Source organism: Streptomyces sp. GSL17-111 (assembly GCF_037911585.1).
Taxonomy (GTDB): domain Bacteria; phylum Actinomycetota; class Actinomycetes; order Streptomycetales; family Streptomycetaceae; genus Streptomyces.
On record NZ_JBAJNS010000001.1, the window covers coordinates 764,288 to 785,584 of the forward strand.

Consider the following 21,297-nt stretch of genomic DNA (forward strand, 5'->3'; position numbering starts at 1 on the left):
GGGCCACGGAGACGACCATGAGTGGAGAGCGAACCCCGGTGGGACAGCACGGACGGGCCGCCGACGCGTCGGGCCGGAGCACTTCCGGCGAGCGCAGCGACCGCAGCGACCGGATGACGGAGGCGCTCCGTCACTCACTGCGCGAGAACAAGCGCCTGCGCCAGGAGAACGAGGCCCTGGTGGAGGCCCGGCACGAGCCGATCGCCATCGTCGGCATGGCGTGCCGCTTCCCCGGCGGCGTCACCTCCCCGGAGGAGTTCTGGCAGTTGCTGGCCGAGGGGCGGGACGCCGTCACGCCCTTCCCGGCCGATCGCGGCTGGGACGTGGAGTCGCTGTACGACCCGGACCCGGACCGGCCGGGCCGCAGCCATGTGCGGCACGGCGCGTTCCTGCGCGACGCCGACCGCTTCGACGCGGCGTTCTTCGGGATCAGCCCGCGCGAGGCGCTGGCCATGGACCCGCAGCAGCGGCTGCTGCTGGAGACCTCCTGGGAGGCCGTGGAACGGGCGGGCATCGCGCCGACCGCGCTGCGGGGCAGCCGCACGGGCGTCTTCGTCGGGGTGGCCCCCCTCGGGTACGGCGACGGGGCGCTGGCGGAGTCGGCGGGGACCGAGGGCCATGTGCTGACCGGCACCACCGTGAGCGTCGCGTCCGGGCGCCCCGCCTACGCCCTGGGGCTGGAGGGCCCGGCGCTGACCGTGGACACGGCCTGTTCGTCCTCGCTGGTGGCCCTGCACCTGGCGGCGCAGGCGCTGCGGGGCGGGGAGTGCGAGCTGGCGCTCGTCGGCGGTGCGGCCGTGATGGCCCGTCCGCACATGTTCGTGGAGTTCAGCCGGCAGCGCGGCCTGGCGCCGGACGGCCGCTGCAAGGCGTTCGCGGGCGGCGCCGACGGCACGGCCTGGGGCGAGGGCGTGGGTGTGCTGCTGGTGGAGCGGCTCTCGGACGCCCGGCGTCACGGGCGTCGGGTGCTGGCCGTGGTGCGCGGCTCCGCCGTCAACCAGGACGGCGCGAGCAACGGCCTCACCGCGCCCAGCGGTCCGGCCCAGCAGCGCGTGATCCGGGCGGCGTTGGCGGACGCCCGACTCTCGGCTTCCGAGGTGGACGCGGTCGAGGCCCACGGTACGGGCACCCGGCTGGGCGACCCGATAGAGGCGCAGGCGCTGCTGGCCACCTACGGGCAGGACCGCCCGGCGAACAGCCCGCTGTGGCTGGGCTCGGTGAAGTCCAACATCGGGCACACCCAGCTGGCCGCCGGGGTGGCCGGGGTGATCAAGATGGTGCTGGCCCTGGAGCACGGCGTGCTGCCGCGCACGCTGCACGTGGACGAGCCCACGCCGCACGTGGACTGGTCGGCCGGGGCCGTGGAGCTGCTCGCCCGCGAACGGGAGTGGCCGACGGCGGACCGGCCGCGCCGGGCCGCCGTCTCCTCCTTCGGCATCAGCGGGACGAACGCGCACGTGATCATCGAGGAGTCGTCGCCTCCCGCAGGCGGCGGTCCGGCGACGGAGCCCGGCGGGCAGGGCGCCGCCGCCTCCGGAACGGGGGCGGCGACGAGCGGCTCCGGGCACGGCGGGACGCTGGTGCCCTGGCTGGTCTCGGCGGCCGACGCGGAGGCGCTGCGGGCCCAGGCGGACCGTCTGCACGAGGCGGTCGCCTCCTCGGCGGCCGGTCCCCGGGACATCGCCCACGCGCTGGCGACGAGCCGGGCGCACCTCACCCGGCGTGCCGTCCTGCTCGGTTTGGACCGGGAGGAGTTGCTCGCCGGGTTGGCGGTGCTGCGCGGCACGGAGCCGGAGGGCCCGGTCCGGCCGGTCGTCGGCACGGTGGCGCACGCAGCCGCCCCGGCCTTCCTCTTCACCGGCCAGGGCGCACAACGCCTCGGCATGGGCAAGGAGTTGTACGCGCGCTACCCCGTCTTCGCCGACTGCTTCGACCGGCTCTGCGCCCTGTTCGAGGAGCGCGCGGACCTGGGCCTGCGCGACGTGGTGTTCGCGGAGCCCGGCTCGCGGCGGGCTGAGCTGCTGGACCGCACCGCGTGGACGCAGGCGGCGCTGTTCGCGGTCGAGGTCAGCCTGTTCCGGCTCATCGAGTCGTGGGGGGTGCGCCCGGGCCACCTCATCGGCCACTCCGTGGGCGAGCTGGCCGCCGCGCAGGTGGCGGGGGTCTTCAGCGAGGCGGACGCCGTCGCGGCGGTCGCGGCCCGGGGCACGTTGATGCAGGAGCTGCCCACGGGCGGTCTCATGGCGGCCGTCGAGGCCGAGGAGGCCGAGGTCGTGGAGTTGCTGGAGAGCCGTTCGGGGCGGGTGGCCCTGGCCGCCGTCAACGGGCCGCGGGCCGTCGTCGTCTCCGGTGACGCGGACGCGGTGCGCGAGGTGGCCGAGGAGCTGCGCGGCCGGGGCAGGCGGGTCAAGGAGCTGCCCGTCAGCCACGCCTTCCACTCGCCGCACATGGACGGCATGTTGGCTGACTTCCGCGCCGTCCTGGAGACGCTCACGCTGCGCGAGCCCGTCCTCCCCCTCGTCTCGACGCTCACCGGGCGCCCGGTCACGGGGCCCGAGATCCGCTCGGTGGACCACTGGGTGCGGCACGCGCGCGAGCCGGTGCGCTTCCACGCCGGGGTCCGCACGCTGCTGGGCCACGGGGTGCGCCTCTTCCTGGAGCTCGGCCCCGACGGCGTCCTCTCGGCGGCCGTCCGGGAGGCCGCCGGCGCCGAGGAGACCGGGGACGACGCCCGCACGGCGGCGGCCGTCCCGCCCGAGGTGCTCGCGGTCCCGCTGCTGCGGCGCGGACGCGGTGAGGAGCGTACGCTCCTCACCGCGCTCGGCGAGGCGCACGTGCGCGGGGTTCCGGTCGACTGGGGTTCCTGCCTGGCCGAGGGCGCCCAGGCCCCGGCGCCCCGGCCCGTCCCGCTGCCGACCTACGCCTTCCAGGGGGAGCGGTTCTGGCCCACGGCCCCGGCCACCGTCGCGGCCGAGCCCGCCGACCTCGGCCTCACCCGGGCGGAGCACCCGCTGCTCGGGGCGCTGCTTGCGCCCACCGACGCGGCGGGCCCCGTCCTCACCGGCCGGCTGTCGGTCCGCACGCACAGCTGGCTGGCGGACCACGTCATCCTCGGGACGACGGTCGTCCCCGGCACGGCCTACCTGGACCTGGCCCTCCACGCGGCCCGGTTGGTGGGCTGCGACACGGTGGGGGAACTGACCCAGGAGAGTCCGCTGATCCTCACCGGCGACGAGGCGGTGCACCTGCGCCTGACCGTGGGGCCCGCCGACGCGGAGGGCCGTCGCCCGCTCGCCGTGCACTCGCGGCCGCACCTCCCGGACGGCGACCGCGACGAGCAGCAGCCATGGACGCGGCACGCCAGCGGCCTGTTGACGACGACGGACGGGACGGACGAGCCCAACGAGCCGTCCGAAGCGCCCACGACGGCCGGAACGTGGCCACCGCCGGGCGCCGTCCCCGTCGAGCTGACCGACTTCTACGCGGGCGCGGCCCGTGACGGCTTCGCCTACGGGCCCTCCTTCCAGGGGCTGCGTGCGGTGTGGCGGGCGGGCGAGGAGATCTTCGGAGAGGCCGTCCTGCCCGAACCCTTCGACGCGGACGCCGCCCGGTACGGCGTGCACCCGGCGCTGCTGGACGCCGCGCTCCACGCGGGCCTGGTCGGCAACACCCGGGGCGAGGTGCTGCTGCCGTTCGCCTGGAGCGGCGTCCGGCTGCACCGCGCCGGTGCGACGACCGTGCGGATTCGGCTCTCCCCGGCCGGCGCCGGGGCGATGAGGCTCGCGGTGAGCGACGAACACGGCGCGCCGGTGGCCTCGGTGGCGGCGCTGCGGGCCCGGCCGGTCTCCGTCGAGCAGCTGCGCGCGGCGGCCCGGGGCCGGTCCGCCGACCACCTCTACCACGTGGAGTGGACCCCGCTCACGCCCCCGCCCGCAGCCCCCGAAGGGGACGGACCCGACCTGGTCGTGGTGGGCCCGCCCGGAGGCGTCACCGGGGAGGACGCCGCCGCGGAGCGGTTCCCCGGCCTCGCCGACCTGACGGCCGCCCTGGCCGCCGGACGCGCGGTGCCGGACGCCGTCCTCCTCGACGTGCCCGGGGACGCCGGGCGGCCGGTGCACGAGGCCGCGCACACCACCGTGCACGCGGTGCGCGCGAGGCTCACCGCCTGGGCGCGGCAGGAGGCGTTCGCCGGGGCGCGGCTGGTGGTGGTCACCCGCAACGCGGTGGCCGCCACGCCCGAGGACGAGGTCGCCGGTCTGCGCCAGGCAGCCGTGTGGGGGCTGGTCCGGGCGGCACAGGCGGAGCACCCCGGCCGCTTCGTGCTGCTCGACACCGACGACGCGTCGACGGCGAGCGTCCAGGAAACGGCCGGCCTGCTCGCGACCCGTCCGGCCACGGACACCACGGACGGCGGGAGCGCGACGGACGAACCCCAGTACGCCCTGCGCGGCGGGGCGTTGCTCGTCCCCCGGCTGGCGCGGGCCCGGACGTCCGACGCCACCGCCGCGACCTTCACGGACACCGACGGCACGGCCCTCGTCACCGGTGGCACGGGGGCGCTCGGCGCACTCGTCGCCCGGCGTCTCGTCAGCCGGCACGGTGTCCGCAGGTTGCTGCTGCTCAGCCGGACGGGCGAAAAGGCTCCGAACGCCGAGGAGTTGACGGCGGAGCTCACCGCGCTGGGCGCCGAGGTGCGGATCGCGGCCTGCGACACCGCCGATCGCGCCGCCCTCGCCGCCGAGCTGGAGCGGATACCGGCGGACCATCCCCTCATCGCCGTGGTGCACACGGCCGGGGTGCTGGACGACGCCACCCTGGACGGTTCGACACCGGAGCGGGTGGCCGCCGTCCTCCGCCCGAAGATCGACGCCGCCTGGCATCTCCACGAACTGACCCGGGGCGCCCACCCCGTCCCGTTCGTGCTCTTCTCCTCCGCCACGGCTACGCTCGGCGGGGCGGGACAGAGTGGCTACGCCGCCGCCAACGCCTTCCTCGACGCCCTAGCCCGACACCGTGCGGCGCTCGGGCTGCCGACCGTCTCCCTGGCCTGGGGGCCCTGGGAGCAGGCAGGCGGCATGGCGGCGGATCTGGACGCGGCGACGCGGCGACGCATGCGCCGTTCCGGTGTCCTGCCCCTGACGACGGACGAAGGCGCGTCCCTCCTCGACACGGCCCTCGCGGCCGTGGGCACCGACCCCGGGCGGACGCCCGCCACCCTGCTGCCCGTCCGGCTCGACCTGGCGGCCCTCCGCTCGGCCGACGCCGACGTGCCGCCGCTGCTCCGGGCGCTGGCCGGGCCAGCACCCGGCGAGGCGTCGGCGGGCGCACCCGAGCAGGCGGCCGTCGCCGAGCTGCACCGCCGCCTCGACGGGGTGGACGCCGCAGCACGCCGAAGGATCCTGCTGGAGCTGGTACGCGGCGCGGTGGCCCGGGCGCTCGGCCATACACGCACCGCCGCCATCACCCCCGACCGCGCCTTCGACGACCTCGGCTTCGACTCCCTGACGGCCGTCGAGCTGCGGAACGAGCTGAACCGGGTCACAGGGCTGCGGCTGCCGGCGACGCTCGTCTTCGACCATCCCACCGCCGCCGCCCTCGCCCAGCACCTGGACGAAGCGCTGCCCCGCACGGACGTCCCGGCGGCCGACCCCGTCCTGGCCGAACTGGATCGCCTGGCGCAGAGCCTGGACCGCATCGGCCCCGACCATCCCGACCACGCCAGGGTCAACGACCGGCTGCGCGCGCTCGTGTCCCGCTGGGGCGAGGGCGCCCGTACCACAGCGGGCAACGGGTCGGAACCGGACGGCACCGCAGAGCTCGAACTGGACTCGGCGGACGACGAGCAGGTCTTCGACTTCATCACCAAGGAACTCGGCATCTCCTGAGCGGCAGGAACAAGAAAGGGTGGCACCACGGTGGCGAGCAGTGAGACCGAGGACAAGCTCCGGTACTTCCTCAAGCGGGTGACGGCCGACCTCCAGGAGACCCGGCGGCGGTTGCAGGAGTCGGAGGCCGTCACGGGCGAACCGATCGCCGTCATCGGCATGGGCTGCCGCTACCCCGGCGGCGTCGAGTCGGCCGACGGGCTCTGGGAGGTGGTGGCCGAGGGGCGGGACACCACCACTCCCTTCCCCACCGACCGCGGTTGGGACATCGAGGAGTTGTACGACCCGGACCCGGACGCACCGGGCCGCACCTACGCCCGCGAGGGCTGCTTCCTCGACGACGCGGCCCTGTTCGACGCGGCGTTCTTCGGCATCGGGCCGCGCGAGGCGCTGGCCATGGACCCGCAGCAGCGACTGCTGCTGGAGACCACCTGGGAGACCTTCGAACACGCCGGCATCGACCCGACGACGCGGCGCGGCAGCCGAACGGGCGTCTTCATGGGCACCGGCCAGCAGGACTACGCCGGGCTCGTCCAACGCGCCACGGAGAACCTTGAGGGCTACCTGCTCTCCGGCGGCGCGGCGAGCGTGATCTCGGGACGACTGTCCTACACGTTCGGCTTCGAGGGTCCGGCGGTCACCGTCGACACCGCCTGCTCGTCCTCACTGGTGGCCCTGCACCTGGCCGTCCAGTCCCTGCGGCGGGGTGAGTCGACGCTGGCGCTGGCGGGCGGGGCAGCGGTGATGGCCGCGCCCGGCATGTTCGTGGAGTTCGCCCGGCAGCGCGGACTGTCCGCCGACGGCCGCTGCAAGGCGTTCGCGGCCGCAGCCGACGGCACCGGCTGGGGGGAGGGCGTCGGCGTCCTGCTGCTGGAGCGCCTCTCGGACGCGCGCCGCAACGGGCACCGCGTGCTGGCCGTCGTGCGCGGCTCGGCCGTCAACCAGGACGGCGCCAGCAACGGACTCACCGCCCCCAACGGTCCGGCGCAGCAACGCGTCGTCCGCCAGGCCCTGGCCGACGCCCGGCTGACCGCCGCCGACATCGACGCCGTCGAGGCGCACGGCACGGGCACGGCCCTGGGCGACCCCATCGAGGCCCAGGCCCTGCTGGCCACCTACGGCCAGGATCGCCCCGCCGAACGCCCGCTGTGGCTCGGGTCGGTGAAGTCCAACATCGGCCACACCCAGGCCGCCGCAGGCGTCGGCGGCATCATCAAGACCGTCATGGCACTGCGCCACGCGACCCTGCCGAAGACGCTGCACGTCGACGCGCCGACGCCGCACGTCGACTGGTCGGCCGGAGCCGTCGAGCTGCTCACCGAGCAACGCCCCTGGCCGACCGTCGAGGACCGGCCGCGCCGGGCCGCCGTCTCCTCCTTCGGCGTGAGCGGCACCAACGCCCACGTCATCCTGGAAGAGGCCACCACCGAGGACGTCTCCCCCGCCACCCCGGAGGAAGCGACCGGGACGGCCGAGGCCGGGGCGGAGACGTCGGTGATCTCGTTGGTGCTGTCGGGGCGCAGTGCCCGTGCCGTGCAGGCCCAGGCGGGACGTCTGGCGGCGCACCTGCGGGAGACGTCCGACGACGTGCGTGAGGTGGCCGATGCCCTGGTCACCCAGCGTGCCTTCCTCGACCACCGCGCCGTCATCCTCGGCACCGACCGCGACGAACTCCTCCACGGCCTCGACACCCTCGCAGCAGGTCAGGAAGCCCCCGGGGTGATCACCGGACACGGACAGGCCGAACGACCCGTCTTCGTCTTCCCGGGTCAAGGCTCGCAATGGGCCGGCATGGCCCACGACCTCCTGAACACCTCCGCCGTCTTCCGGGAATCCATCGCCGCCTGCGAGGAAGCCCTCAACCCGTACGTGGACTGGTCGCTGACCGAGGTCCTGCGCAGCGACGAGCCCATCACCCGCGTCGACGTCATCCAACCCGTCCTGTTCGCCGTCATGGTGTCCCTCGCCGCCATGTGGCGCTCCCTAGGCGTCGAACCGGCGGCGGTCATCGGGCACTCCCAGGGCGAGATCGCCGCAGCCGTCGTCTCCGAAGCCCTCACCCTCAACGACGGCGCCAAAATCGCAGCCCTACGCTCCCAAGCCCTGCGCACCCTCAGCGGCACCGGAGGCATGGCCTCCCTACCCCTGAGCCCTGAGGACACCACGAACCTCATCGCCCCCTGGGCCTCCGAGCTGAGCATCGCCGCCCACAACGGACCCCACACCACCGTCATCGCCGGAAACACCGAGGCACTCGACCAACTCCTCACCCACTGCGAGAACAACGACATCCGGGCCCGACGCATCGACGTCGACTACGCCTCACACACCCACCACATCGAAACCCTCAAAACCCACCTCACCACCACCCTCACCGACATCACCCCCCAGCCGTCGAAGATCCCCTTCTACTCCACCGTCACCGGCACCACCCTCGACACCACCCAGCTCACCGGCGACTACTGGTACACCAACCTCCGCCAACCCGTCCTCCTCACCCACACCACCCAACACGCCCACACCCAAGGCCACACCGCCTACATCGAAATCAGCCCCCACCCCATCCTCACCCCCGCACTGGAAACCACCCTCGAAACCACCAACACACCCGTCCTCATCACCGGCACCCTCCAACGCAACAAGAACGCCTGGCACCAACTCCTCACCAACGCCGCCCACACCACCACCCACGGCATCCCCACCACAGCCCCCAAACAACGCCCCACCCACCACATCACCCTCCCCACCTACCCCTTCCAACGCAGGCGCTACTGGGTGGAGACGACCGGGAGCGGCCAGGTGGCCGCCTTCCGCTCCCCGGGAGTCGATGCCACGGAAGAGGACGGCGCGGACTCCGCCGGAGCACGCCTGCGCGAGCAGCTTGTCGAACTCCCGCCCGAGCAGCGGGAGAAGGTGCTCACGGACCTCGTCGTGCGGCATGCCACCGCCGTGCTGGGCGTGGACGAGGCCGTAGCCGCCGACCGGCCCTTCCACGAGGCCGGATTCGTCTCCCTGACGGCTCTGGAGCTGCGTCGTCGGCTCGTGTCCGCGACCGGCACCCCGCTCCCCGCCTCCATCGTCTTCGACCGCCCCACACCCGCCTTCCTCGCACGCCACCTGCTCGGTCTGCTCACCGACGCACCGGACGGAGCCGCCACCCCGTCGGCGGCCGAGCGGCACGCGGACGGGGGGCCGGACGAGGACCCCGTCGTGATCGTCTCGATGGCCTGCCGCTATCCGGGCGGCGTGCGGGGGCCCGAGGAGCTGTGGCGGCTGGTCGCGGACGGCACCGACGCCGTCGCCCCCTTCCCGCAGGACCGGGGCTGGGACACCGAGGCGCTCTACGACCCGGATCCGGAGCGTCCGGGGCACAGCTACGTGCGGGAGGGCGGCTTCCTCGACGACGCCGACCGGTTCGACGCGGCGTTCTTCGGCATCAACCCGCGTGAGGCGCTGGCCATGGACCCGCAGCAGCGGCTGCTGCTGGAGACCTCGTGGGAGCTGTTCGAGCACGCGGGCATCGATCCGGCCACGCTGCGGGGCTCGCGTACCGGGGTCTTCGCGGGGCTCAGTGGGCAGGACTACCCGCTTCTCCTCGGCCCGTCGCAGGAGGTGGAGGGCTACCTCATGACGGGCAACGCGGCGAGCGTGGTGTCGGGCCGGCTCGCCTACACCTACGGGCTGGAGGGGCCTGCGGTGACCGTGGACACCGCCTGCTCGTCGTCGCTGGTCGCTCTGCACCTGGCCGCGCAGTCGCTGCGGTCCGGGGAGAGCGAGCTGGCGGTGGCCGGGGGTGTCACGGTGCTGTCGACCCCTCAGGCGTTCGTGGGCTTCAGCCGCCAGCGTGGCCTGGCCCCCGACGGCCGCTGCAAGCCGTTCTCGGCGGACGCCGACGGCACGGCCTGGGGCGAGGGCGTCGGGCTGGTGCTGCTGGAGCGCCTGTCGGACGCGCGCCGCAACGGACACCAGGTCCTGGCCGTCGTGCGCGGCTCGGCGACCAATCAGGACGGCGCCAGCAACGGCCTCTCCGCACCCAACGGCCCCTCCCAACAGCGCGTTCTGCGTCAGGCGTTGGCGAACGCGCGGCTGTCGGCGGCCGAAGTGGACGCCGTCGAGGCGCACGGCACCGGCACGCCGCTGGGCGACCCGATCGAGGCGCAGGCCCTGTTGGCCACCTACGGCCAGGGCCGGGCCGCCGAACGGCCGCTGTGGCTGGGCTCGGTGAAGTCGAACATCGGGCACACCGCTGCGGCGGCCGGGGTGGCCGGAGTGATCAAGATGGTGAAGGCGATGGAGCACGGGGTGCTGCCGCGCACGTTGCACCTGAGCGAACCGACGCCCCACGTGGACTGGTCGACCGGTGCCGTCACACCGCTCACCGAGCCCGTGGCGTGGCCGGAGGACGGACGGCCCCGCCGGGCCGGGGTGTCCGCCTTCGGGATCAGCGGCACCAACGCCCACGTCATCCTGGAGCAGGCGCCCGACGCCCCGCCGACGCACCCCGAGGCACCGGCCGAACAGGACGCGGCAGAACGGGACGCGGCCGCGTCGGGTGCCGTGCCGCCGGTCCTGGCCTGGCCGCTCTCCGCGCGGAGTGCGGCGGGGCTGCGGGCTCAGGCCGAGCGGTTGCGCGCGCACCTGGCCGGACGGGACCCGGCGCCGAGTCCGGTGGCGGTCGGGCGGGCGCTGGCCCTGACCCGGTCGGCGCTGTCGCACCGCGCGGTGGTCATCGGCGCGGACGGGCCGGAGCTGGAGGCCGGACTCACGGCGCTCGCCTCGGGCACGGCGACCCCCGCCGTGGTGCGCGGTGCTCCGTCCCCCGGCCGGGTCGGGTTCCTCTTCCCCGGCCAGGGCAGCCAGGCGCCGGGTATGGGACGGGAGCTGTACGCCCGGTACCCGGTCTTCGCCGAGGCGCTGGACGCGTTGTGCGGGCTGCTCGACCCGGAGCTGGCCGATGCCGTCCCGGACGCGGGGCACGGCCAGGCGCCTGGGCTGCGTGCGGTGATGTTCGCGGAGGCGGGCACGCCGGAGGCGGCGCTGCTGGACGAGACCGCCTACACCCAGGCCGCGCTGTTCGCCGTCGGGGCGGCGGGGTTCCGGCTGCTGGAGTCCTGGGGCGTCCGTCCGGACGTGGTGGGGGGTCACTCCATCGGTGAGCTGACGGCCGCGTACGTGGCGGGCGTGCTGCCGACCCGGGACGCCTGTCGGCTGGTCGCGGCGCGCGGACGTCTGATGCAGTCCTCGCCGCGTGGCGCGATGGCGGCGCTGGAGGCGGCCGAGGACGAGGTGGCGGCGGTGCTCGCGGAGCGCGCGGAGCCGGGCCGTATCGGTGTCGCGGCCGTCAACGGCCCCCGCTCGACGGTCGTCTCGGGCGAGGCGGGCGCGGTCGAGGAGGTCGCTGAGGTGTTCGGCGGCCGGGGGCGGCGCACCCGGCTGCTGCGGGTCTCGCACGGCTTCCACTCGCCGCTGATGGACGGCGTCCTGGACGCCTTCGGGGACGTCGTCGGGCGCCTGGCCCTGCGGTCCCCACGGATTCCGCTGCTGTCGAACGTGACCGGAGACCTCGCGGAGCCCGGTCAGGTCTCCTCCCCGGAGTACTGGGTGCGGCACGTCCGGGAGCCGGTGCGCTTCCACGACGGGGTGTGCCGGATGCTGGCGGACGGGGTGACGACCGTCGTCGAGGCGGGCCCGGGCGGCGTGCTGACGGCGCTGGTGCGGGACGCGGCGGCGGAGCGGCCGGAGGGGAGGGTCGAGGCGGTGCCGCTGCTGCGGCGGGCCCGCCCGGAGGCGGAGAGCGCGGTCGCGGCCCTGGCCGCACTGCACGTACGCGGCGTGCCGGTGGACTGGTCGGCGCTGCTCGGCACCGGTCCGGCCGGGGCGGCCGTGGAGCTGCCGACGTACGCCTTCCAGGGCCGGCGCTTCTGGCCCGCACCGACCGGCGGCCCGGCGCTCACAGCTGCGGGCACGCCCGGCCGCCCGCAGGACGTGCACACCGTGGACGACCCGGCCACCGTGGACGATGGCGGCGAGGCGCCCGAGGGCACGGCGGAGCCGGGGACGCCGGTATCCCTGCACGCCCGGCTCGCGCCGCTGGCGGTGGCCGACCGGGAGAAGGTGCTGCGGGAGCTGGCGGCGGTCCAGGCGGCGGCCGTACTGGGCCACAGTGACACCTCGGAGGTCGAATCAGCCCTGGGCCTGCCCGAGTTGGGACTGGACTCCCTCACGGCGACCGAGCTGCGGGAGTCGCTGGAGGCGGCCACCGGGGTGACGCTCGCGGTGACGGCCGTCTTCGAGCACCCCACCGTCGACGCGCTCGCCGCCGAGCTGCACCGACTGCTGGTGGAGACGGGCCGGCTGCCCACCGAGCCCGGCCGGCCGCTCGACACCGCGCCCGCGCGCGGGGCGTCGACCGCCGGTCCGGACGGGGCGGGCCCCCCGACCGGGCCGGGACTCCTGACGGCGCTGGCGGAGCAGGCCGCGCGCACCGGGAGGGCTGCCGAGTTCGGCGCCCTGCTGGCGGAGGCCGCTCGGTTCCGGGAGACGTTCGACGCCACGGCGGCGACGCGCCCCGGAGCGGTCCGGCGTCCGGCACCCGTCCGGCTGGCGCGCGGTCCGGGCGGGCCGGTGCTCATCTGCTTCCCGTCGTTCGCGAGCCGGTCCGGCGCGCACCAGTACGCGCGGCTCGCGGCCGGGGCGCGCGGCGAGCGGGACGTGTGGGTGCTGCCCGCTCCCGGCTTCACGGCCGGGGAGCCGCTGCCCGTGGACATCGAGGCCCTGGCGCGCGCGCATGTGGCGGACGTCGAACGCTGCGCGGACGGGCGGCCGTTCGTCCTGCTCGGGCATTCGGCGGGCGGGTGGATCGCGCACGCCGTCGCTGCGCGGCTGCGGGCCGAGGGCGTCACCGCGTCCGGGGTGGCGCTGCTGGACACCTACCCGCCGGGCAGCCCGGTGCTCGACCGCATTCAGGACCATCTGGCGCGCCCGCCCGCCGACGACGCCGAGGGTGCCGTCGCGACCGGGGAGCCCGGCCGTGACGACGCGGTGCTCACCGCGATGGCCGGCTACGGGCGGCTCTTCGCCTCCTGGCGCCCGGACGCACCCGGCTGCCCCACGCTGCTGGTACGGGCGAGCGAGCCCCTGCCGGGGTTCCCGACCCAGGGATGGCGCGCGTCCTGGACCGGCGAGCCGGGACCCGTCGTCGTGGACGTCCCCGGCGACCACTTCACGATGACGGCCGAGCACGCCGCGACGACGCTCGACGCGGTCCGGCGGGCGAGCGCCCCCGACACCGCTCCGGCCACCGACACCACCAAAGCCAAAGCCGACACCGACACCGACACCGACCGAGGGTGAGCCCCGACATGACCGACGACCTCAACCGACCGCCGCTCGACCACGACCAGGCGGTGGTGGACGGCTACGCCCCCTACCACCGACGCGCGCTGGCCTTCTACGACTTCTTCGTCTTCCGGGGCAGCGCCCCGCTGTTCTGGCGCTGCTCGCCGCGCGACTTCGAGCAGCTCTACCACACCAGCGTCGGGGCGAAGCACGTGGAGATAGGGGTCGGTACCGGCTATCTGCCCTCCCGCGCCCGGTTCCCGGTGTCCAACCCCAAGATCACGCTCGTCGACCTGAACCCGGCGACGCTCGACTTCGCCGCCTCCCGGCTGCGCTTCTTCGAGACGACGAAGGTCGTCGGCAACGCGCTGGAGCCGCTGCCGGTGCCCGACGGGAGCCACGACTCCGCGGCGCTGTGCTTCCTGCTGCACTGCGTGCCCGGCAGCATCAGGGACAAGGGGGTGGCGATCAAGCACGCCGCGGCGGCCGTCCGCCCCGGCGGCACGGTCTTCGGCAGCACCGTGCTGTCCTCGGGCGTCCCCGTCACCCGGGCGGGCCGCAGCCTGATGAACAAGCTCAACGCGAAGGGCGTCTTCCACAACGACGAGGACAGCCTGGCGGACCTGACGTCCCAGCTGGAGCAGAACTTCTCCGACTTCGACCTCGTCACCCGCGGCAGCGTGGCCCTGTTCCGCGCGCGCAGGACCCCGTGACACCGCTTCTCCCCCTTCTCCCCCGCACCACCCGGAAAGGAACGTCATGCCCACACGCTGGTACCCGATCGAGGAGGCCGACGACTCGCTGTTCGCGACGGCCTCCCTGCACCACGCCCGCTCCGTCGAGGTGCCCTACTCGGCCGAGGAGACCTGGGCGGCGCTGACCGGCGACGAGGTGTCCAGCTGGACCAAGGGGATGAAGCGGCTCACCTGGACCTCGCCGCGCCCGTTCGGCGTCGGCACCACCCGCGAGATCGAGTTGGGGGGCGGGTTCCTGCTGCGGGAGCGCTTCTTCCGCTGGGAGGAGGGACACCGCAAGACGTTCTGCGCCGTCGAGACGACCCGGCCCATCTTCCGCCGGTTGGTGGAGGACTACGTCGTCGAGCCGACGGAGAGCGGCTCCCGGTTCAGCTGGCGCTGGGCGGCCGACCTGAACCCGCCCTACTCCTACTTCAAGGGGACGCTGGACCGGCTCGCCTTCGCGCCGACCGGCCGCTCCCACATCGACGGGCTGGCCACCCATCTGGCCACCACCCGCCGCTGACCCCGCCACGCGACCGGCCCGGCCACGTCCGGGCCGGTCCGCGCAGCCCCGAGCACCCCGACGAGCGAAGGAAGAAGACGCACATGTGTGGGATCACCGGATGGATCGCCCTGCGGCGGAACCTGGAGGAGCAGCGGCCCGCGCTCGACGCGATGACCGCGACCATGGGCTGCCGGGGCCCGGACGCCGAGGGCGCCTGGGTGTCGGGCCCCGCCGCGCTGGGACACCGCCGGCTGGCCGTGATCGACCTGGAGGGCGGCGTCCAGCCCATGACGGCCGAGACGCCCGACGGGCCGGTCGTCCTCACCTACAGCGGGGAGACCTACAACTTCCGTGAGCTGCGCGAGGAGCTGGTTCGTCGCGGTCACCGGTTCCGGACCGCGAGCGACACCGAGGTCGTCCTGCACGCCTACCTGGAGTGGGGCGAGGAGGTGGCCGACCATCTGGAGGGCATGTACGCGCTCGGCATCTGGGACGGCCGGGTCGACCGGCTGCTCCTGCTGCGCGACCGGCTCGGCATCAAGCCGCTGTTCGTGTACGAGACCGAGGACGGCCTGCTGTTCGGGTCGGAGGCCAAGGCGATCCTCGCCCACCCGGAGGCGGAAGCCGTGGTCGACGCCGACGGCTTCCGCGAGCTGTTCGGCTTCGTCAAGGAGCCGGGCCGGGCGGTGTGGGCGGGCATGCGCGAGGTGGCTCCGGGCACCATGCTGCTGCTGGACCGGAGCGGGCTGCGCGAGCGGGTCTACTGGCGGCTGGAGGTGGCCGAACACCGCGACGACACGGAGACGACGGTCGGCCGCGTGCGGGAGCTGCTGGAGGACAGCGTCCGCCGTCAGCTCGTCGCGGACGTCCCTCGCTGCGTGCTGCTCTCCGGTGGGCTGGACTCCAGCGCCCTGACGGCTCTGGCCTCCCGGCAGTTGGCCGAGCAGGGGGAGCGCGCGCGGACGTTCACCGTCGACTTCGAGCAGCCGGAGGCGTTCCGTCCCGACGAGTTGCGCGGCTCCCAGGACGCCCCGTTCGCCCGCGCCGTCGTCGAGCACCTGGGCACGCTGCACACCGACATCAAGCTCGACCACCAGGAACTGGCCAACCCGGAGGTGCGGCGGGCCACGGTCCGGGCGCGTGATCTACCCTTCGGCTTCGGTGAGGCGGACAACTCGCTGTACCTGCTGTTCAAGGCGATCCGCGAGCACTCGACGGTGGCGCTCTCCGGCGAGTCGTCCGACGAGATCTTCGGCGGCTACCCGTGGTTCCACCTGCCGGCCGTGACCGAGGTCCCGATGTTCCCGTGGGTCACCGCCTCCGGTATGGGACCCAAGTCGCATCCGACCAAGCTCATCGACCCCACCCTGCTGCTGGAGACCCTCGACGTGCCCGGCTACTGGGCGCAGCGCTGGGCGGACAGCGTCGCGCACCTGCCCGCCGTCCCCGGTGAGGACGCGCGCGAACGTCGGATGCGCGAGTTCTGCTACGTCCACCTCACCAGCCTGCTGGGCCTGCTGCTGGACCGGAAGGACCGGATGAGCATGGCGGTGGGGCTGGAGGTGCGGGTGCCGTTCTGCGACCACCGGCTCGCGGAGTACGTCTTCAACACCCCCTGGTCGATGAAGACGTTCGACGGCCGGGAGAAGAGCCTCTTGCGCGCGGCGATGCGCGACACGCTCCCGACGTCGGTGGTGGAGCGCGTCAAGGCCCTCTACCCGCACACCCAGGAGCTGCGCTACGTCGCGGCGTTGCAGCGCCAGGTCAGCGAGCTGCTGAGCGACGACCACGGCGCGGCGGACTTCTTCGACCGGGCCGCACTGGCCAAGGCCGCGGCCGGTGAGCCCGGCGCCGTCGAGCCGGACGAACGCGAGGCGTTCGAACGCGTCCTGGACCTCGCCGTCTGGCTCGACACCTACCGTCCGACGATCAAGCTGTCCTGAGCCCGGACGGCCTCCCCGCCGTCCCGCCTCTCCCCCACCCCCCGCGCACTCCCTTCCCTTCCTTGTCCTAAGGAGCAGCCGAGCCCATGGCAGTCGACAACGACGTGTACAACGAACTTCCCTGGTGGGACGACGACCAGCCGTTCGCGACGCTGGAGGCGTTCACCCCGGCACGATTCGACTACTTCCACGGTGTGCTCACCGGCCGTCTGCACCTGGACCCGGCGGGCCTGCGGGTGCTGGACATCGGCTGCGGCGGCGGGCTGCTCGCGGAGCGCTTCAGCCGCCTCGGCGCCCACGTCACCGGCGTGGACCCCTCGGGCCCCTCCCTGGCGTCGGCGCGTGAGCACGCCGCCCAGGAGGGCCTGACGATCGAGTACCTGGAGGCCGTCGCCGAGGAACTGCCCTTCGAGGACGCCTCGTTCGACCTCGTGTACTGCTGCGACACGCTGGAGCACGTCACCAGCACCGACCAGGCCGTCGCGGAGGCGGTCCGTGTCCTCAAGCCGGGCGGCCACTACTTCTACGACACGATCAACCGGACGTTCCTCTCCAAGCTGTCCATGATCAAGATGGCTCAGGACTGGAAGGCGACGCGTTTCGCACCCAAGAACCTGCACGACTGGAACAGCTTCATCAAGCCCGAGGAGCTGTACGCCCTCTTCCGCAAGCACGGCCTGGAGAACCAGGACACGGTCGGCTTCGCCTCCGACCGCCCGAAGGGAGAGCTGCTGCGGGCGATGCGCAGCCGGGCCAAGGGCCAGATCACCTACGGGGAGCTGGGACGCCGCTTCCAGCTCGGCGTGCACCGGGACACCTCGGTCGTCTACGGCGGCTGGGCCCGGAAGGTGCACCGATGACCGCACGCCCGCGAGGCGCCCCCGGAGCCGCCGGGACGGCTCGCGGCTCCGGGACGCACACACCCGACGTCCGCGTCCCGGTGCTGGTCGTGGGCGCGGGCCCGGCCGGGCTGACGGCGTCCCTCACCCTCTCCCGGCAGGGAGTGGCCCATCTGCTCGTGGACCGCCACCACGGCAGTGCCCACACCCCCCGGGCCCACCTCCTCAACCAGCGCACCGGGGAGATCCTCCGCGACCTCGGCCTGGAGGAGCGGGTGCTGGCCGAGGCGACCCCGAGCCCGATGTTCGCCAACCACGTCTTCATGTCGACCTTCGCCGGGCCCGAGGTCAGCCGTCTGGACGCCTACGGCAACGGGCCGGACCGGATCGGGGACTACCTGGCCGCCAGCCCCAGCCGGATGTGCAACCTCGCCCAGCACCTGCTGGAGCCGATCATGGTCGCGGAGGTGGAGCGCGCCGGTGTGGGGTCGCTGCGCTGCGGCCAGGAGTTCCTGCGGCTGGAGCAGGACGGCGAGGGCGTCACCTCGGTGCTGCTGGACCGGCGGACGGGGCGGGAGTGGACCGTACGGTCGGAGTACGTCATCGGTGCCGACGGCGGGCGCAGCCGGGTGCGGGAGAGCTGCGGCATCGCGCTGGAGGGCAGCGAGGGCCTGGCCCGGGTGGTGTCGGTGTGGTTCGAGGCCGACCTCTCCCGGCACTGCGCGGACCGTCCCGCGATCCTCTACGTCGGGGGCGTCCCCGGCCGGCCGCCCGAGGACGGCCGGGTGTTCGTGAGCGTCCGCCCGTGGCACGACTGGATGTACCTGCGCTTCCTCGACGCCGAGGGCGCCGCGTCCTTCGACCCGGACGACCACGAGGAGATCGTCGCGCACATCCGGCAGAGCATCGGCGACCCCGCGATCGACGTCCGCGTGAAACGCGTGTCGCCGTGGCAGGTCAACGCGGTGGTGGCCGAACGCTTCGCCGCCGGGCGGGTGTTCTGCCTGGGCGACGCCGTGCACCAGATGCCGCCGACGAACGGCCTCGGCCTCAACACGGCCATCGCGGACGCCTTCAACCTGGCGTGGAAACTGCCGCTGGTCCTCGGAGGGAGGGCCGGCCCCGAACTGCTGGCCACCTACGAGAGCGAGCGTCGTCCCGTCGCCGCGCAGGTCGTGGACCGGGCCGTGCGCAGCATGGCCGACTTCCTCGGCATCCCCGCCGCCCTCGGGTACACGGCGGGGCAGAGCGCGGAGGAACAGTGGGAGCTGCTGCGCTCCCTCGACGACGACACCCCGTCGGCCGCGGCCCGGCGCGCGGCCCTGGCCGAGGCCACCGCGCGGATCGACTACCAGGTCAACGCGCACGGGGTGGAACTCGGCTACCGCTACCGGGCGGGCGCGCGGATGGACGACGGCACGCCGGAGCCCCCCGCCGAACGGGACCCGGAGCTGTACTACGCGCCGACGACCTGGCCGGGCGCCCGGCTCCCGCACGCCTGGCTGGAGGACGGCCGCCGCCGGCGCTCCACCCTGGACGTCGCCGGGGGCGGCCGCTTCACCCTGCTCACCGGCCGGGGCGGCGACGCCTGGTACGACGCGGCCCGGTCGGCGGCCCGGGAGACCGGCGTGGACGTCACGGTCCTGTCCATCGGCACCACCAACGGGCTGCGTGATCCCTACGGCACCTGGGAGCGGCTACGCGAGGTGGACGCGGACGGCGGCGTCCTCGTCCGCCCCGACGCCCACGTCGCCTGGCGCGCCCGCACCTCCGCCTCGGCCCAGGACCTCCCGAAGATCCTCACCGAACTCCTCCACACCCCGTCCCACCCCTGACCCCGACCGTCCGGTAGCCCGCGACGTACGGCAACGGCCCGACGATCCGCCGATCGTCGGGCCGTTGCCCGTGCCGCGCTCAAGCCGGAACCGCAGCATGGGCACAGCGGGACCGGCGATGCGTACGCTCAGCCCACCGCGGACGTCGGCCAGAACCGCACGAGGTGGTGCTCCACGCCGTACGGAACACCCTCTCCCCTCCCGGGCACGGCTTCCGCCGAGGCCCTCGCCCGGTGAAGAACTAGGTGTGTTGTCCCGGCACGTTGGTGACGGGCGACACACCTAGAGGTTGTCCCGTAAGTGATCTTGTCGTGGGATGATCTTGTGGTGGCTGGTGTGATCACGGCGTCGGAGCCGTCCTGGATAGCCCCGTTCATCGGTTTGAGCCCGCGCTCCTTCGCCTAGCTGGTGGCGGCCTTGGAGCGTGAGGGTGCGGGTGCACCGGGTCGTGGGAGGCCATGGGGTCTGCCGCTGGCGGACCAGGTTTTGCTGCGGCAGCTGGCGCCCTTGTTCGGTGTCTCGAAATCGGCCGCGGACCGCGTCATCGACCACATCGTGCCGATGCTCGCACTCCAGCCGGTCCGCAAGCGGCGCAGGGACACGGTCTGGATCGTGGACGGCACCTTGGTGCCCACGCGCGACCGGCAGGTGGCCGCTTCCAGCAAGAACTACCGCTACTCCACCAACCACCAGGTCGTCATCGACGCCGACACCCTCCTGGTCGCGTTGATCGGCCGTCCCCTGCCGGGCAACCGCAACGACTGCAAGGCGTGGGAGGAGTCCGGGGCCAAGATCGCCGTCGGCAGCGCAACGGTCATCGCCGACGGCGGCTACATCGGCACCGGCCTCCTCATCCCACACCGCCGGGAAGCGGGCCGGGAGCTGCCCGGATGGAAGGAGGAACACAACGCCTCCCACCGTCAGGTACGGGCCAGGGTCGAGCACGTCTTTTCCCGCATGAAGAACTGGAAGATCCTCCGCGACTGCCGCCTCAAAGGAGACGGCGTCCACCAGGCAATCCTCGGTGTTGCCCGGCTGCACAACCTCGCACTGCCGGATAGGACCGACCTCCCCGCAGCCACAACCAACCCGCAGATCACTTACGGGACAACCTCTAGTGTCCTGAGTCGTTAGTTCGTGTGCAGTATGCGGCGAGGGTTTCGAGGATCTCATCCGCGCTCTTGGTCCACACGAACGGCTTGGGGTTCTTGTTCCACTCGTTGATCCAGCCGCGGATGTCCCGTTCCAGCTCGACGACGCTGCGGTGGGCCGAGCGGCGGAGCTTGCGGCAGGTCAGCTCGGCGAACCAGCGCTCGACGAGGTTGAGCCAGGAGGCGGAGGTGGGGGTGAAGTGCAGGTGGAAGCGAGGGTGTCGCAGCAGCCACTTCTTGACCGCTTCGGTCTTGTGGGTGGCGTAGTTGTCCAGGACCAGGTGCAGGTCCAGGTGCTTGGGTACGGCGGCGTCGATGGTCTTCAGGAAGCGGAGGAATTCCTGGTGGCGGTGGCGTCGGTAGTGCTGGGCTATGACCGAGCCGGAGGCGATGTCCAGGGCGGCGAACAGGCTGGTGGTGCCGTGCCGGACGTAGTCGTGCGTCATCCTCGCCGGCGTCGTCGGCGACAGGGGCAGCACGGGCTGCGTGCGGTCCAGGGCCTGGATCTGCGACTTCTCATCCACCGCCAGGACCAGCGCGTTCTCTGGGGGCGAGAGGTAGATGCCGACCACGTCGCGGACCTTGGTCACGAACTGCGGGTCGGTCGAGAGCTTCCACGTCTGGACGATGTGGGGCTTGAGGCCGAACGCCCGCCAGACCCGGGAGACGGCCGACTGCGATATGCCCTCGGCCTGGGCCATCGACCGCGTCGACCAGTGCGAATCACCCGACGGCGGCGCTTGGCCAAGGGTCCTGGCGACCATGGCCTCGACCTGCTCGTCGGTGATCTTTCGGGGCGCGCCCGAACGCGGAAGGTCCACCAGACCCTCCAACCGGTCCGCGACGAACCTCGAGCGCCACTTGCGCACCGTCTCCCGCGAGATCCCCAGGTCATCCGCGACCTGCGCGTTCGGTCGGCCCTCGGCACACGCCAGGACGATCCTCGACCGCAGCGCCAGTGCCTGCGAGGCCGTCCGCTTGCGCAACCAGCCCCGCAGGACACGGCGTTCGTGATCGGACAGCTCCAGCAGCAGCGGCTTCGGACCAGGCATCGCCCCACCCTA

General features: G+C 73.6%; 7 protein-coding genes and 2 pseudogenes. 8 read left to right on the top strand and 1 reads right to left on the bottom strand.

Annotated elements, in window-relative coordinates; genetic code table 11:
• Positions 1–17 precede the first annotated feature (17 nt).
• The 8 genes and pseudogenes from V6D49_RS03285 to V6D49_RS03320 form a co-directional block, all read left to right on the top strand.
• A complete protein-coding gene (locus V6D49_RS03285; RefSeq protein ID WP_340556934.1) occupies positions 18–5,885 on the top strand; it encodes a type I polyketide synthase in 5,868 nt (1,955 codons plus the stop codon).
• 84 nt (positions 5,886–5,969) lie between these two features.
• Positions 5,970–13,238: pseudogene (locus V6D49_RS03290) on the top strand (type I polyketide synthase); the annotation flags it as partial.
• A gap of 8 nt (positions 13,239–13,246) precedes the next feature.
• The gene (locus V6D49_RS03295) at positions 13,247–13,936 is read left to right on the top strand and encodes a class I SAM-dependent methyltransferase (RefSeq protein WP_340556938.1); all 690 of its coding nucleotides are present in this window, start codon (positions 13,247–13,249) and stop codon (positions 13,934–13,936) included.
• 46 nt (positions 13,937–13,982) lie between these two features.
• Positions 13,983–14,483 carry an SRPBCC family protein gene (locus V6D49_RS03300; RefSeq protein WP_340556940.1) on the top strand — a complete coding sequence of 167 codons (501 nt, stop codon included), beginning with the start codon at positions 13,983–13,985 and terminating at the stop codon, positions 14,481–14,483.
• A gap of 83 nt (positions 14,484–14,566) precedes the next feature.
• The gene (gene asnB, locus V6D49_RS03305) at positions 14,567–16,408 is read left to right on the top strand and encodes an asparagine synthase (glutamine-hydrolyzing) (RefSeq protein WP_340556942.1); all 1,842 of its coding nucleotides are present in this window, start codon (positions 14,567–14,569) and stop codon (positions 16,406–16,408) included.
• A gap of 86 nt (positions 16,409–16,494) precedes the next feature.
• The gene (ubiG, locus tag V6D49_RS03310; RefSeq protein ID WP_340556944.1) at positions 16,495–17,268 is read left to right on the top strand and encodes a bifunctional 2-polyprenyl-6-hydroxyphenol methylase/3-demethylubiquinol 3-O-methyltransferase UbiG; all 774 of its coding nucleotides are present in this window, start codon (positions 16,495–16,497) and stop codon (positions 17,266–17,268) included.
• Positions 17,265–19,082: an FAD-dependent monooxygenase gene (locus tag V6D49_RS03315; RefSeq protein WP_340556946.1), complete on the top strand. Its 1,818-nt coding sequence runs from the start codon at positions 17,265–17,267 to the stop codon at positions 19,080–19,082. Before ubiG ends, V6D49_RS03315 begins: the two co-directional genes overlap by 4 nt.
• A gap of 327 nt (positions 19,083–19,409) precedes the next feature.
• Positions 19,410–20,135 (top strand): annotated as a pseudogene (locus V6D49_RS03320) (transposase); the annotation flags it as partial.
• 61 nt (positions 20,136–20,196) lie between these two features.
• Here the strand turns inward: V6D49_RS03320 and V6D49_RS03325 are convergent.
• Positions 20,197–21,285, bottom strand: a complete 1,089-nt coding sequence (locus V6D49_RS03325; RefSeq protein ID WP_340556948.1) for an IS630 family transposase — start codon at positions 21,283–21,285, stop codon at positions 20,197–20,199.
• Positions 21,286–21,297 lie beyond the last annotated feature (12 nt).

What these genes read in the sequence shown, in the direction of transcription:
- asnB (WP_340556942.1), top strand. Translation starts at nt 14,567, where the DNA reads ATGTGTGGGATCACCGGATGGATCGCCCTGCGGCGGAACCTGGAGGAG.
- V6D49_RS03315 (WP_340556946.1), top strand. Translation starts at nt 17,265, where the DNA reads ATGACCGCACGCCCGCGAGGCGCCCCCGGAGCCGCCGGGACGGCTCGC.
- ubiG (WP_340556944.1), top strand. Translation starts at nt 16,495, where the DNA reads ATGGCAGTCGACAACGACGTGTACAACGAACTTCCCTGGTGGGACGAC.
- V6D49_RS03300 (WP_340556940.1), top strand. Translation starts at nt 13,983, where the DNA reads ATGCCCACACGCTGGTACCCGATCGAGGAGGCCGACGACTCGCTGTTC.
- V6D49_RS03295 (WP_340556938.1), top strand. Translation starts at nt 13,247, where the DNA reads ATGACCGACGACCTCAACCGACCGCCGCTCGACCACGACCAGGCGGTG.
- V6D49_RS03325 (WP_340556948.1), bottom strand. Translation starts at nt 21,285, where the DNA reads ATGCCTGGTCCGAAGCCGCTGCTGCTGGAGCTGTCCGATCACGAACGC.
- V6D49_RS03285 (WP_340556934.1), top strand. Translation starts at nt 18, where the DNA reads ATGAGTGGAGAGCGAACCCCGGTGGGACAGCACGGACGGGCCGCCGAC.